Origin of the sequence: Pantoea sp. App145, from assembly GCF_047947045.1 — a bacterium.
Classification (GTDB): Bacteria; Pseudomonadota; Gammaproteobacteria; order Enterobacterales; family Enterobacteriaceae; genus Pantoea.
The window spans coordinates 1788394-1802191 of the sequence record NZ_CP133290.1; the positions used below are offsets into that span (position 1 = coordinate 1788394).

Here is a 13798-nt window from a genome sequence, read left to right on the forward strand (position 1 = left end):
TTAAGCCATCGCATGCCCTAACCCGTACAAAATCGCCGCGGAAATGACCCCGGCGATAATGTCATCGACCATAATCCCCATGCCGCCATGCACATTCTGATCGAACCAGCGGATCGGCCAGGGCTTCCACATATCCAGAATGCGGAAAATGACAAAGCCCGCCAGCACCCACTGCCAGCTCATCATCGGTATCGCCATCAGCGTGATCCACATGCCGATAAACTCGTCCCAGACGATGCTGCCGTGGTCGTGAACACCCATATCTTTGGCAGTACGATGACACAAATACACCCCCACGCTGATGCCGATCAGCACCACCAGGGAATAAATCTGGAGCGGTAAAAAGGTCATCAGCCACCAGAAAGGGATCGCCGCCAGCGATCCCATGGTGCCCGGCACGACCGGGCTGAGGCCACTGCCAAATCCGGTCGCCAGCAGATGCCACGGATTGGACATCCGCAGGCGACCTTTCGCCACATCTTTATTTAACGTCAAAGTGATCAAATCCTTTGTAATTGAAGCTGACCGGTTTGCCATGTTCCAGCAACGTGAGTCCATCCGCTTCCGGCGCTATCTGACCAATGCAGGTATAGGGAACACCGAGATGGCCCAGCGCCACATCCAGCGCGCCACGGTTCACTTCCGGCACGGTAAAGCACAGTTCGTAGTCTTCACCGCCAGTGAGCGCCCAGCGCTGCACCTGCGGCAGCTCGAAATGGTCACGCAGCGCCGCTGAGAGCGGCAATGCATCCAGATTGAGTCGTGCACCAACGCGGCTGGCTTGCAGGATATGGCCAAGATCGGAAAGCAATCCGTCTGACACATCAATGGCCGAGGTCGCCAGATTACGCAGTGCCTGCCCCTGTAGTACACGCGGCATTGGGCGCAGATGGCGCTTAATCAGGGTTTCATGCACCGCCGGATCAGACAGACGGTAGCGATGCTGCAACAGCGCCAGACCGGCTGCGCTATCTCCCAGCGTACCGGTGACAAAAATCCAGTCACCTGGCTTCGCACCGGAGCGTTTCAGCGCCCGCCCTGTCGGCACCAGGCCGTGAATACCCAGCGTCATGCTTAACGGGCCACGGGTGGTATCACCGCCGATCAGCTGCATATCGTAGTAATCAAGCAGCTCGAACAGGCTATCGCTGAAGGCCGCCAGCCAGCTTTCGTTGACTTCCGGCAGCGTCAGTGCCAACGTCAGCCATGCCGGATCGGCGCCCATCGCCGCCAGATCGCTCAGATTGACCGCGACAGCTTTGTAGCCCAAATCGGCAGGATGGATATCACGCAGGAAATGCACGCCTTCCACCAGCGTGTCGGTGCTGATGGCCAGCGTCTGTTTTTCTGGCACGTTCAGTAACGCGCAGTCATCACCAATGCCCTTCTCCACATCGCGGCGGGAGCTGGTGACGCGGTTAAAATAACGTGCGATCAGTTCGAATTCACCACAGGACATAAGTCAGGTCTCAATGAAAAAAGGCCGGGAAACCGGCCTCTTGCATTATTTTCTGTTGGGTCTGATCTGTGGAGCGGCTTTATCCAGCACGCCGTTGACAAATTTATGGCTGTCTTCCGCGCCGAATACTTTTGCCAGCTCGATACCTTCGTTGATGGCCACTTTATACGGCACATCAGCACGCTTGCTCAGCTCATACAGCGAAATACGCAGGATGGCTTTCTCAACCTGGCCCAGCTCTTCCAGCTGGCGCGACAGGTAAGGTTTCATCAAACCATCCAGGTATGCGCTGTTGGTCGCCACACCGCCCAGCAGTTCGCGGAAGTAGCTAATATCGACGTCTTTGACGTCTTGTTCCGCCAGAAACTGGTATTCCACATCGGCAATGTCGTTGTTAGACAACTGCCAGGAGTAAAGCGCCTGGACAGCGCACTCACGGGCGCGACGACGAGCAGCAGGTTTCACAAAATTCCCCTTACAAAAATCAGGCTTTGATGGCTTTCAATACGTTAATCATTTCGAGTGCAGTCAGGGCCGCTTCGGCACCTTTATTACCCGCTTTCGTGCCGGCGCGTTCAATCGCCTGCTCGATGTTTTCGGTAGTCAGCACGCCGAAGGTAACCGGGATTTCGCTGGTCATCGCCACATTAGCGATACCTGAGCTGGCTTCACCGGCCACATATTCGAAGTGCGCCGTGCCGCCACGGATTACGGTGCCCAGCGCGACGATCGCGTCATGTTTACCGGAATTTGCCAATGCCCGCGCCGCCAGCGGCAGTTCATAAGCGCCCGGTACCCAGACGATGGTGATGTTTTCGTCTTTCACCTGACCAATACGCTTCAGCGCATCAACCGCACCGTCCAGCAGGCTGTCATTAATGAAGTTGTTAAAACGCGCAATTACGATGGCGATGTTAGCATCAGGCGTGGCAACAGGAGCTTCGATAACTTTCATACATATCCTTTGGGAGTTGTTTTGTAGCCCCGCAGAAGGGGGCGGATTCTATCATACTCTTTGGCGACGCGCTCAGGCTTTTCCATGTGGAGTCAGGGTCAGACGCAGGTCTTCGCCCACCAGGCGCACATCGCTAAAATTCAGGGCAGGAACATCGGCAAGACGCTCCAGACCCGGCAGTTCACACAGGCCGCGCGCGGCATTACCCAGCAGCTTCGGTGCCAGATAAATAATCAGCTCATCCACTAATCCGGCCTGTAACAGCGCACCGGCAAGCGACGCACCGGCTTCAACCCAGACGCTGTTAATCTGGCGCTGACCAAGCAACATCATCATTGCCACCAAATCCAGCTGGCCTTCACGCTGCGGCACGGCAATCTGGCTGACACTTGCAGGCCAGGCCTGTTGATCCACCTGGCTACGCATCAGCCAGGTTTCGCCCGGCTGGTCAATCAACTGATGTTGCGGCGTCACACGCTGCTGGCTATCGATCACTACCCGCACCGGCTGGCGCAGCGAGTTTTCATCCAGTTGCTGGCGCACTTCGTCATTCAGTTCGCCCCAGCGCACCGTGAGCGACGGGTTATCCGCCAGCACCGTGCTGCTGGTGCTAAGAATAGCCGAACTTTGGGCACGAAAACGTTGCACATCGCGCCTTGCCGCAGCAGAAGTTATCCACTGGCTTTCGCCGCTGGCCATCGCGGTACGGCCATCCAGCGAGGCACCCAGTTTGAGCTGGATCCACGGAAATCCGGTACGCATGCGTTTCAGGAAGCCGCGATTGAGCGCTTCAGCCTCATTCATCATCAAACCGTGACTCACCTCAATGCCTGCCTGCTGCAAACGGTAAAGGCCTCGACCGGCCACCTGCGGATTGGGATCCTGCATCGCAGCCACTACGCGGCTGACACCGGCGGCGATCAACGCATCACAACAAGGCGGGGTACGACCATGATGGCTACAGGGTTCGAGCGTGACATAGGCGGTAGCGCCACGGGCTTTATCGCCGGCCATACGCAGCGCATGAACTTCTGCGTGGGGTTCTCCGGCACGCTGATGCCAGCCTTCACCGACAATCTCGCCATCACGCACAATCACACAGCCGACATTGGGGTTCGGTGTGGTAGTAAAACGTCCGCGACGCGCCAGTTCCAGCGCGCGCGCCATATAGCGTTCGTCGGTCATGAATTAATCCTGTAAGCGGGCGATCTCTTCGCCAAAATCACGAATATCTTCAAAACTGCGGTAAACCGACGCGAAACGGATGTAAGCCACTTTATCGAGCTTCTTCAGTTCATCCATCACCAGATTGCCGATCAGTTTACTGGGAATTTCGCGCTCCCCGGTGGCGCGCAGCTGCGTTTTAATATGATTAACCGCGCTTTCCACCGCATCGGCGCTGACCGGACGCTTCTCCAGCGCCTTCATCATGCCGCTGCTGAGCTTATCTTCGTTAAAGGGTTCACGCACATCGTTGCTTTTTACCACGCGCGGCATCACCAGCTCAGCCACTTCAAAGGTGGTAAAACGCTCATGGCACACCAGACACTGGCGACGACGACGCACTGAGGAGCCTTCACTGACCAGGCGCGAATCGATCACTTTGGTGTCCACAGCGGAGCAGAATGGGCAATGCATGACGTTTCCTGTCGCGAGAATTTGGGCCATACAGTGTAGCGCCGATCTCGATTTCAACAAAATGCGTTGACATGAAAAGCACGGTAATGGTTAAAACAGCGTGATAAATCACGCCGCCACGATACAGTGCACGGGTTGTCGCGGCGCGATTTATCGCGCAACATGAGGTTTTCCCAACAATGGAAAGGACATTGCATGACGATCAGGATGTTATGGGCGCCGGCAGCGCTTTCTTTGCTGGTTTTGAGTGGTTGTAGTTCAACCCCGGTTTCACCGCAGGTCAAACAACTGCATCGGGAAGTCAGTCAGCTAAATCAGCAAATGCGTCAGCTAACCAATCAGGCCAGCGCGCTGGAAATTCAGGGGCAGTTGAATAGCCAATCCAGCCAGGGCGCATGGTTGCTACCCCAGGCCAACACGCCGGTGGAGCTGCAAACCCAGCTGGGCAAATTACGCCTGTCACTCACACGCGTAGAGGGTGAAGCCAGCGGCAGTCGTGCCAATCTGAATATTCGCTCAACGGACGACAAACCGGTTCCGGCGCTGAATGCCACCGTGGTCTGGGGTGAAATGGACCCGGCCAGCGGCAAACCGCTCAATGCAGACAGCCTGAGCCAGACCATCAGCGTGCCCGCCAGCCTGATGCCACGCAGTTCCGTGACTGTACCGCTGCGCCTCAGCGGCCTTTCTCCTGAACAGCTTGGCTATGTCCGTATTCATGATGTGACCAGCGCGACGACACCCTGATCGTAAATGCGTTTGCAGCGATTCGTGCGGCGCGATAAATCGCGCCGTTACTGAAATGTCTCACTCTTTATTTCTGTTAAGCCTGCGTTCAATAATTCGGATAACAATGGGATATCCAATAATTGTCGTTAATGTGCAAATGATTAACAGAGCAATGCCGACAAATCCCTCGACATTATGTTCACCACACAGGTTTGCCAGCTTATTCCAGAAAGCATATTCGCTCGTAGTAGCAGGAGATGAAGGACGCATCAGCAAAAACGAGATAATGAATAGTGTTACACCAATCGCTATCTTAAACCCCATCGGGACACATCTGGCTGCCATGCAAAATCACCCTTACCAATAAACCACAGTTATCTTATGGTTAAATCAACGAAAATTTGCGCCCTTTTAATAAATTAACCTGAGTCAAATCACATTTTATAAAAGAGTCGTCATTCGTTGGAATAACTGAATTCTGGATGTCAGGAGGAAGAGCTACGGAGAATGGTCAGGATTGCACATGAATTTGATAAAAAAAACCGCATCCTGATCCAGGACGCGGTTTACGTTTACTTTAACACTTTTACTGTCGCAAATTATGGCATGATTGAAGGCTGATCGGCGCCCTCTTTCTCCACTTTCTGCACCAGCATATGTTCACGCTTCATGCCCAGTTTCAGCGCCAGCGCTGAAGAGACATAGATTGATGAGATGGTACCAATGGTCACACCAATCAACATGGTCAGCGAGAAGCCTTTCAGCAACGCGCCACCAAAGATGAACAGGATCAGGATCATCGCCAGCGTCGTCAGCGAGGTGATCAAGGTACGGCTCAGCGTCTGGGTGAGCGACACGTTGGTAATATCGTAAGAAGAACCGCGACGGATCTTACGGAAGTTCTCACGAATACGGTCGGAAACCACGATTTTATCGTTGAGCGAGTAACCAATCACCGACATCAGCGATGCGACGATAGTCAGATCGATCTCGATGTGCGCCAGCGACAAAATGCCGCAGGTGATGATCACGTCGTGCGCCAGCGCCAGTACGGTGCCCAGTGCCAGACGCCACTCAAAGCGGATACCGATGTAGATCAGAATCGCAATCAGTGCCGACATCAGTGCCATAGCGCCCGCCTGCGCCAGATCGCTGCCCACGCTGGGGCCGACGAACTCGATACGCTTCACGGTGGCATTCTGCTGTGCGGTTTCGTTAATCACCGTCACCACTTTGTTGCCCAGTTCCTGACCCATCTGGCCCTGAACCGGTGCCATACGTACCATCACGTCACGGCTGCTGCCAAAGTTTTGCACCAGCGGTTCCTGGAAGCCCGCTTTCACCAGCGCAACGCGCAGGGTATCCAGCTCGGCTGGTTTTTCCAGGTTGATCTCAATCACCGTCCCGCCGGTAAAGTCGAGGCCCCAGTTGAAGCCTCGCACGCTGACAATGGCAATAGATGCCAGAATCAGCAAACCAGAGATGATGAAAGCCAGCGTATCCCAGCGCATAAAGTCAACGACCTTACGCCCGTGGTTCAGCTGTTCAATACTGTATTCCTGTGCCACAACGCACTCCTTAGATAGACAGCTTGTTGATGCGTTTGCCGCCGTACACCAGGTTAACGATGGCACGGGTGCCGACGATAGCGGTAAACATGGAGGTTGCGATACCGATAGCTGTGGTGATCGCAAAGCCTTTGATTGAACCGGTACCGACCGCATAAAGAATGATGACTTTAATCAGCGTCGTCACGTTAGCATCGACGATACTGGAGAAGGCACCTTTGTAACCTTCATGAATCGCCTGCTGCACGGAACGCCCGTTACGCAACTCTTCTTTAATACGTTCGTTAATCAGTACGTTCGCATCCACCGCTACCGCCAGCGTCAGCACGATACCGGCAATACCCGGCATGGTGAGCGTGGCCCCCGGCAACAGTGACATGATGCCGACAATCAGCACCAGGTTACACAGCAGAGCGCTGGTGGCGATCAGACCGAATTTCTTATAGAACACCACCATAAAGATGATGGACGCGACCAGACCCCACAGGCAGGCTTCGAGACCTTGTGTGATGTTCTGCTGACCCATAGTTGGGCCGATAGTACGCTCTTCCACAATCTGAATCGGCGCAATCAGCGCACCGGCACGCAGCAGCAGCGACAGCTGACGTGCTTCGTTCGGGTTGCTGATGCCGGTGATACGGAAGCTGTTACCGAGGCGCGACTGGATGTTCGCCACGTTAATCACTTCTTCCTGTTTCACCAGAATCGCACGACCGTTGGCATCTTTCTTACCACTGTCCTTGTACTCCACGAACAGGGTCGCCATCGGCTTACCGATGTTGTCCTTGGTGAAGTTAGACATGATGTTACCGCCCGCGCCATCCAGTGAAATGTTCACCTGTGGCTGGTTGTACTCATCCATGCTCGACGTGGAATCCGTGATGTGGTCACCGGTCAGAATCACGCGTTTGTACAGCACAACCGGCTGACCATCACGCGTCATTTTCACTTCAGAGTCACCCGGAACACGGCCGCTGGCCGCAGCGCTCGGGTCAACGGTGGTGTTAACCAGACGGAATTCGAGGGTTGCGGTTGCACCCAGAATCTCTTTGGCACGCGCCGTATCCTGAATACCTGGCAACTCAACCACAATGCGGTCAGAACCCTGACGCTGCACCAGCGGTTCGGCTACGCCGAGTTGGTTAACACGGTTACGCAGGATATTGATGTTCTGCTGAACCGCATACTCACGCGCTTCGCTCAGGCGAGCATCGGTCATCACCGCACGCAGGGTATCGCTACCCTGGCTTGAGATCACCAGATCACGGTGACGCGAAGACAGGTAGCTGATGGCCGCATCACGGCTGGTGCCGTCACGGAAACGGATTTCCACGCCATAGTTCGCGATTTTATTCACGGTAACGTAGGGGATGCCTTTATCACGCAGGTCACTGCGCAGGCCGTCGGCGTTCTGCTCCTGCAGTTTGCCCAGAGCGGTATCCATATCCACTTCCATCAGGAAGTGTACGCCGCCGCGCAGATCAAGACCGAGTTTCATCGGTTCTGCGGACAGCATGCTCAGCCAGCGCGGGGTAGCCGGAGCCAGGTTGAGCGCAACAACGTAGTTCTCGCCAAGCACATTGGTAATCGCTTCACGGGCGCGCAGCTGCACATCCGTATTAGCAAAGCGCGCAAGAATCGCGCCATTTTCCAGAACGAGGGATTTGCTCTGAATATTATCTTTTTGTAATGCAGTCTGGATCTGATCCAACGTTTGCTCACTGGCGGCGCCACCGCGCGCACCAGTGATTTGAACGGCCGGATCCTCACCATAAAGGTTGGGAAGCGCATAGAGCAGGCCGACGAGAATCACGACGACCAGCATGATGTACTTCCACAAAGGATAACGGTTTAACACGGCAGTTTCCTTCGGGAAGAAAAAATTACAGCGCCTTCATGGTGCCTTTCGGCAGAACGGCAGCCACGAAATCACGTTTAATCACTACTTCAGTGGTGTCGTTCAGGGCGATAGAGATGTAGCCAGTTTCTGCCACTTTGGTCACGCGACCCACTAAACCACCGCTGGTCAGCACTTCATCCCCTTTGGAGATGGAATCCATCAATTTCTTGTGATCTTTCGAACGCTTCTGCTGCGGACGCAGAATCATGAAGTAAAAGATCAGACCAAAGACCACCAGCATGATCACCAGAGAATAAGGACTTCCCTGAGACGGTGCGCCTGCTGCAGCCACAGCGTCAGAAATGAAAAAGCTCATTAAATTTCCCTCATTGATGAATTATCAGACGTTTAACGGTGGAACCGCTTTGCCCGTCCGTTGATAGAACTCGCTAACAAAGTGCTCTAATTTACCCTCTTCGATAGCCTGGCGTAAACCCGCCATCAGACGCTGGTAATAGCGCAGATTGTGGATGGTGTTCAGACGTGCGCCCAGTATTTCGTTACAGCGATCGAGATGATGCAAGTATGCACGGCTGTAATTGCGACAGGTGTAACAATCACACTCGGCATCGAGTGGCGAGGTATCATCTTTATGCTTCGCATTACGGATTTTCACCACGCCATCGGTGACGAACAGATGACCGTTACGCGCGTTACGCGTCGGCATAACGCAGTCAAACATATCGATACCGCGACGAACGCCTTCCACCAGATCTTCCGGCTTGCCAACGCCCATCAAATAACGCGGTTTGTCGTGCGGAATTTGCGGACAGACGTGTTCCAGGATGCGGTGCATGTCTTCTTTTGGTTCACCCACCGCCAGGCCGCCCACAGCGTACCCATCAAAGCCAATCTCTACCAGACCTTTGACGGAGACATCACGTAAATCTTCGTAAACACTGCCCTGAATGATGCCAAACAGCGCATTTTTGTTGCCAAGTGAGTCAAAGCGGTCGCGGCTGCGTTTTGCCCAGCGCAGCGACATCTCCATTGAGCGCTTCGCGTAGTCCCAGTCCGCTGGGTAAGGCGTACATTCATCGAAGATCATGACGATATCGGAACCGAGGTCGAACTGAATCTCCATCGACTTTTCCGGATCAAGGAAAATCGGATCGCCATTGATCGGGTTGCGGAAATGCACACCAGCTTCGGTGATCTTACGGATATCACCCAGGCTGAACACCTGGAAACCGCCCGAATCGGTAAGGATAGGTCCTTTCCACTGCATGAAATCATGTAGATCGCCATGCAACTTCATGATTTCCTGCCCTGGACGCAGCCAGAGGTGGAAGGTATTGCCGAGGATAATCTGTGCACCCGTATCCTGGACTTCTTCCGGCGTCATGCCTTTTACCGTGCCATAGGTGCCCACTGGCATAAATGCCGGGGTTTCCACCACGCCACGATCAAAAACCAGACGGCCACGGCGTGCGCGCCCGTCGGTAGTATCTAACTCAAATTTCACAATTACCTCATCAGAGAGACAGTCTGATTTTTAAACCCCGACGTTTTCGTCAGGTGCATTCATATTACGGGTGATGAACATGGCATCCCCGTAGCTAAAGAAACGGTACTGCTCCACGACCGCCGCATGATAGGCAGCCATGGTGTGCTGATAACCGGCAAACGCCGATACCAGCATAATCAGGGTAGATTCCGGCAGATGGAAATTGGTGATGAGGGCATCAATCACCTGGTACTGGTAACCGGGATAGATAAAAATCTGGGTATCATCGAAGAACGGTGCAATCAGCGCATCCTTGCTTGCCTGCGCTGCACTTTCCAGCGACCGCACCGAGGTGGTGCCAACCGCGACCACTTTATTACCCCGTGCTTTACAGGCCAGTACCGCATCCACCACGTCCTGCGGCACTTCGGCGTATTCCGCGTGCATGGTGTGATCTTCGATGGTTTCCACCCGCACCGGCTGGAATGTGCCCGCACCCACGTGCAACGTGACAAAGGCCATTTCGACGCCTTTGGCTTTCAGCGCCTCCAGTAAAGGCTCGTCAAAGTGCAGGCCCGCTGTCGGCGCGGCCACCGCACCCGGACGCGCGCTGTACACTGTCTGGTACAACTCACGATCGGCATCTTCATCCGGACGATCAATATAAGGCGGCAACGGCATATGGCCGACGCTATTCAGGATATCCAGCACCGCACGGTCGTCTTCAAACACGATCTCGAACAATGCATCATGGCGCGCCACCATGGTGGCTTTGACGCTTTCATCATCGCCCAGCAACAATTCGGTACCCGGCTTCGGTGCTTTTGAAGCACGCACATGCGCCAGCACGCGTTTGTCATCCAGCATGCGCTCCACCAGCATTTCGATTTTGCCGCCGCTGGCCTTGCGACCAAAAACGCGCGCGGGAATGACGCGGGTGTTGTTGAAAACCAACAGATCGCCCGGATTGAGTTTATCCAGTACATCGGTAAACACACCGTGGCTGAGCACACCGCTCGGGCCATCCAGCGACAACAGACGGCAACCGCTACGCTGCGCCTGGGGATAATGGGCGATCAAAGATTCCGGCAACTCAAAGGCAAAATCGGCTACACGCATACTTCACTTCTTCAGGACTAAAAACAGGCGGCATAGTTTAGCGGAAAAGCGACTAATTCTGAACAACTGGCTGCGTCTCGTTGATTCTGGCTATAATGCGCCATGAACTTTCTTGCTCACCTTCATCTGGCCCATCTGGCTGACAGCTCACTGCTCGGTAACTTAATGGCCGACTTTGTGCGCGGTAACCCGCATGAGGACTGGCCGACCCCGGTTGCCGATGGCATCATGCTGCACCGGCGTCTCGACATCATGACCGATAATTTGCCGGAAGTACGCGAAGCGCGTCAGTGGTTCCGTGCCGAAACCCGACGTGTCGCGCCGATTACGCTGGACGTTATCTGGGACCATTTCCTGGCACGTCACTGGGATAAAATACATCCAGAGCAATCGCTGGTGGCCTTTACCGCCGATGCCGAGCGGGACATTGTTCCTCAGTTGAACGGCACACCGGAAGGGTTTATCGAGCTTAATGACGTGATGTGGCGCGATCGCTGGTTTGAACATTATGCTGAACCCGCGCGTCTGGCGCGGGTACTGAATGGCATGGCACTGCGCCGCCCGCGCCTCAAAGCACTGCGCGACTCATATCAGGATTTCGTTGAACACTATGCCGGGCTGGAGCAACAGTTCTTTCAGTTCTATCCGCGTCTGATGGCGCTGGCACGCACGCAACAGCTATAACGCATTCCGAATCCATCGCCCCTCTTGCCAGCCGCTTTTATCTGCGGCTTAATGAAGCCTTTCTTAACTTTCGTTACCTGGATCACACAGCCCATTCGCCTGTCCGGGCGATTTAAACCATTTCGCCTGTCGCAAATCATAAGAGGGAAAGATGTCATCAGCATCACTTACTGAACTTGACGCGCGTTATCACTATGCCTGTGATGTCGCCAAAGCTGCCGCCAGTCGCGCGCTTTCCTGGTATCAGCAGCGCCACCAACTGGTGATTGAGCATAAGAAGGACCTCCAGGATGTGGTCAGTGAAGCCGATCGCAATGTGGAACAACTGATTAAATCCCTGATTGCCGAGCGTTTTCCCGAAGACGCGGTGCTGGGCGAAGAAAGCGGCGGCGAGACGGAAGGTGCGCGCTTTATCTGGGTGGTGGATCCGATCGATGGCACCAGCTGTTTTATTAATGGTCTGCATAACTGGTGCGTGTCGCTGGCCATCGTGTGTGAAAATGAAGCGGTGATTGGCGTGGTGTGCGATCCCAATCATCACGAATTGTTTCATGCCTGCCGCGGAAAAGGTGCCTGGGTTAATGACAAACGTATCCAGGTACATAGCGCCCGGCAGCTGGATCAGGGGGTGCTGGGTATCAGCAGCTCCAACAGCCAGCCGCCAGAACCGCTTACAAACTTTATTTCTGCCCTGCTGCAACAGGGTGGCATGTTTATCCGTACCGGCTCGGGTGCGCTGATGAGCGCCTGGGCCGCTGCCGGGCGTCTGATCGGCTATTTCGAAGCCCATATGCACCCGTGGGACGGTTTGCCAGGCATCGTCCTGATGCGTGAAGCAGGCGGCGTCACCAATGATTATCTGCACAACGACGGGCTGAAAAACGGCAATCCGGTGCTGCTTACCAATGCGACGCTCTATCCACAGCTGAAAGCGATGCTGCCAGCCTCCTCTGCCCGCTTATAAAAGGATTCACCGATGTCCATGCGATCATCTTTGCTGCTGGTCACTGCGCTGTGGCTGTTGATCGGTAGCAGTCAGGCTGCCGATCACTATCAGCTGGAAAAAGTGGTGGAGCTCAGCCGACACGGCGTGCGTCCCCCCACTCCCGGCAATCGTAAAGAGATCGAAGCGGCAACCGATCGCCCCTGGACACGCTGGGTCACTGCCGACGGTGAACTGACCGGACACGGTTACGCCGCAGTGGTGAACAAAGGTCGTTGGGAAGGCGAGCATTATCGACAACTCGGTCTGCTGACCCAGGGCTGTCCTGCTGGCAACGAAATTTACGTGCGTGCCAGCCCCAAACAGCGCACGCGCGCCACCGCACAGGCGCTGGTTGATGGTGCATTTCCTGGCTGCGGGGTCGCGATACATCATGTTGATGGCGATACCGACCCACTGTTCCAGTCGGAGGATTTGCCCTTTGCTGACCTCGATCCCTCCCGGGAATATGCCGCGATGGTGGCTAAAGCCGGTGATCTGGCGGCACTGCAACAGCAGCTGCAACCCGCAGTGCAGCAGCTTAAACAGGCGGTTTGTGCGCCCGGTAACCACTGCGCCCAGTTTGATCGCCCGTGGCAGCTGAAGCAAACCAAAAAAGGACACACTTATGTACAGGGCCTGAGCGTGCTGGCCAGTATGGTGGAAACTCTGCGGCTGGGCTGGAGCGAGAACCTGCCGCTCAGCCAGCTGGCATGGGGCAATATCACCGCCTCCAGCCAGATCACCGCACTGTTACCGATTTTGACCGCCAGCTATGATCTCAGCAACGACGTCCCTTATCTGGCACAGCGCCGTGGGTCGATTTTGCTGGATGCCATCATTAAAGGGCTGGAACAGGGTGTCAGCCCGGAACAGAACGCGTCACCGGCTACCCGCTGGCTGCTATTGGTGGCGCACGATACCAATATCGCTCGTGTGCGAACGCTGATGAACTTCAGCTGGCAGTTGCCGGGGTATTCCCGTGGCAATGTTCCACCCGGCAGTAGCCTGGTGTTCGAACGCTGGCGCGATACGCAAACTGGCGAGCGTTTTTTACATATCTACTTCCAGGCACAAAGTCTGGATGATCTGCGGCACTTAGCCCCGGTAGACGATCGCCATCCGTTACTGCGCGAGGAGTGGCATGAGAAAAACTGTCGAATTACCGATGTCGGCACCTTGTGTCCTTATCAATCGACACTGAATACCTTCAGCCAGGCGCTGGATAAGCAGGCGATAATCCCGGTCAATTACCCACAATGACGTGTAGCGGCGCGATTTATCGCGCTCTTTTATCGGCATTTTTATGTTCGGTAA

General features: G+C 54.8%; 15 protein-coding genes. 4 read left to right on the forward strand and 11 right to left on the reverse strand.

Annotation, left to right across the window (positions count from 1 at the left end; genetic code table 11):
* The 6 genes from pgpA to nrdR form a co-directional block, all read right to left on the reverse strand.
* Positions 1-537, reverse strand: coding sequence for a phosphatidylglycerophosphatase A (gene pgpA / locus RCF31_RS08230; protein ID WP_299456996.1), 537 nt, complete (start codon positions 535-537; stop codon positions 1-3).
* A complete protein-coding gene (gene thiL / locus RCF31_RS08235) occupies positions 482-1459 on the reverse strand; it encodes a thiamine-phosphate kinase (RefSeq protein WP_416413032.1) in 978 nt (325 codons plus the stop codon). The genes pgpA and thiL overlap by 56 nt, the downstream gene beginning before the upstream one ends.
* 45 nt (positions 1460-1504) lie before the next feature.
* Positions 1505-1924, reverse strand: coding sequence for a transcription antitermination factor NusB (nusB, locus tag RCF31_RS08240; RefSeq protein WP_084873111.1), 420 nt, complete (start codon positions 1922-1924; stop codon positions 1505-1507).
* Positions 1925-1943: 19 nt separating this feature from the next.
* Positions 1944-2414 carry a 6,7-dimethyl-8-ribityllumazine synthase gene (ribE, locus tag RCF31_RS08245; protein ID WP_299457000.1) on the reverse strand — a complete coding sequence of 157 codons (471 nt, stop codon included), beginning with the start codon at positions 2412-2414 and terminating at the stop codon, positions 1944-1946.
* Between the two features lie 72 nt (positions 2415-2486).
* On the reverse strand, positions 2487-3599 hold the full coding sequence (gene ribD / locus RCF31_RS08250; protein ID WP_416413033.1) for a bifunctional diaminohydroxyphosphoribosylaminopyrimidine deaminase/5-amino-6-(5-phosphoribosylamino)uracil reductase RibD: 1113 nt from the start codon (positions 3597-3599) through the stop codon (positions 2487-2489).
* 3 nt (positions 3600-3602) lie between these two features.
* On the reverse strand, positions 3603-4052 hold the full coding sequence (gene nrdR / locus RCF31_RS08255) for a transcriptional regulator NrdR (RefSeq protein ID WP_021185864.1): 450 nt from the start codon (positions 4050-4052) through the stop codon (positions 3603-3605).
* 195 nt (positions 4053-4247) lie between these two features.
* Here nrdR and RCF31_RS08260 point away from each other — a divergent pair, with 195 nt between their 5' ends.
* On the forward strand, positions 4248-4799 hold the full coding sequence (locus tag RCF31_RS08260; protein ID WP_416413034.1) for a DUF3251 domain-containing protein: 552 nt from the start codon (positions 4248-4250) through the stop codon (positions 4797-4799).
* A 581-nt stretch (positions 4800-5380) separates the two neighbouring features.
* Here RCF31_RS08260 and secF read toward each other — a convergent pair.
* Genes secF through queA form a run of 5 tightly spaced genes read right to left on the reverse strand, consistent with a single transcriptional unit; the run spans position 5381 to position 10815 of the window.
* A complete protein-coding gene (gene secF / locus RCF31_RS08265) occupies positions 5381-6349 on the reverse strand; it encodes a protein translocase subunit SecF (protein WP_416413035.1) in 969 nt (322 codons plus the stop codon).
* A 10-nt stretch (positions 6350-6359) separates the two neighbouring features.
* Positions 6360-8207 carry a protein translocase subunit SecD gene (gene secD, locus RCF31_RS08270; RefSeq protein WP_416413036.1) on the reverse strand — a complete coding sequence of 616 codons (1848 nt, stop codon included), beginning with the start codon at positions 8205-8207 and terminating at the stop codon, positions 6360-6362.
* 25 nt (positions 8208-8232) lie between these two features.
* Positions 8233-8565 (reverse strand): preprotein translocase subunit YajC, encoded by a 333-nt coding sequence (gene yajC, locus RCF31_RS08275; RefSeq protein ID WP_084873094.1) that lies wholly within the window; start codon positions 8563-8565, stop codon positions 8233-8235.
* Positions 8566-8589: 24 nt separating this feature from the next.
* Positions 8590-9714 carry a tRNA guanosine(34) transglycosylase Tgt gene (gene tgt / locus RCF31_RS08280; protein WP_299457015.1) on the reverse strand — a complete coding sequence of 375 codons (1125 nt, stop codon included), beginning with the start codon at positions 9712-9714 and terminating at the stop codon, positions 8590-8592.
* Positions 9715-9744: 30 nt separating this feature from the next.
* Positions 9745-10815, reverse strand: a complete 1071-nt coding sequence (queA, locus tag RCF31_RS08285) for a tRNA preQ1(34) S-adenosylmethionine ribosyltransferase-isomerase QueA (RefSeq protein WP_416413037.1) — start codon at positions 10813-10815, stop codon at positions 9745-9747.
* 102 nt (positions 10816-10917) lie between these two features.
* On the opposite strand from queA, the gene RCF31_RS08290 reads away from it, so the two are divergent.
* The 3 genes from RCF31_RS08290 to RCF31_RS08300 all read left to right on the forward strand — a co-directional run bounded on the left by RCF31_RS08290 (position 10918) and on the right by RCF31_RS08300 (position 13744).
* Positions 10918-11499 (forward strand): ACP phosphodiesterase, encoded by a 582-nt coding sequence (locus RCF31_RS08290; RefSeq protein ID WP_299457019.1) that lies wholly within the window; start codon positions 10918-10920, stop codon positions 11497-11499.
* 151 nt (positions 11500-11650) lie between these two features.
* Positions 11651-12463 (forward strand): inositol monophosphatase family protein, encoded by an 813-nt coding sequence (locus RCF31_RS08295; protein WP_416413038.1) that lies wholly within the window; start codon positions 11651-11653, stop codon positions 12461-12463.
* An 18-nt stretch (positions 12464-12481) separates the two neighbouring features.
* Positions 12482-13744 (forward strand): histidine-type phosphatase, encoded by a 1263-nt coding sequence (locus RCF31_RS08300; RefSeq protein WP_416413237.1) that lies wholly within the window; start codon positions 12482-12484, stop codon positions 13742-13744.
* Positions 13745-13798: the final 54 nt, after the last annotated feature.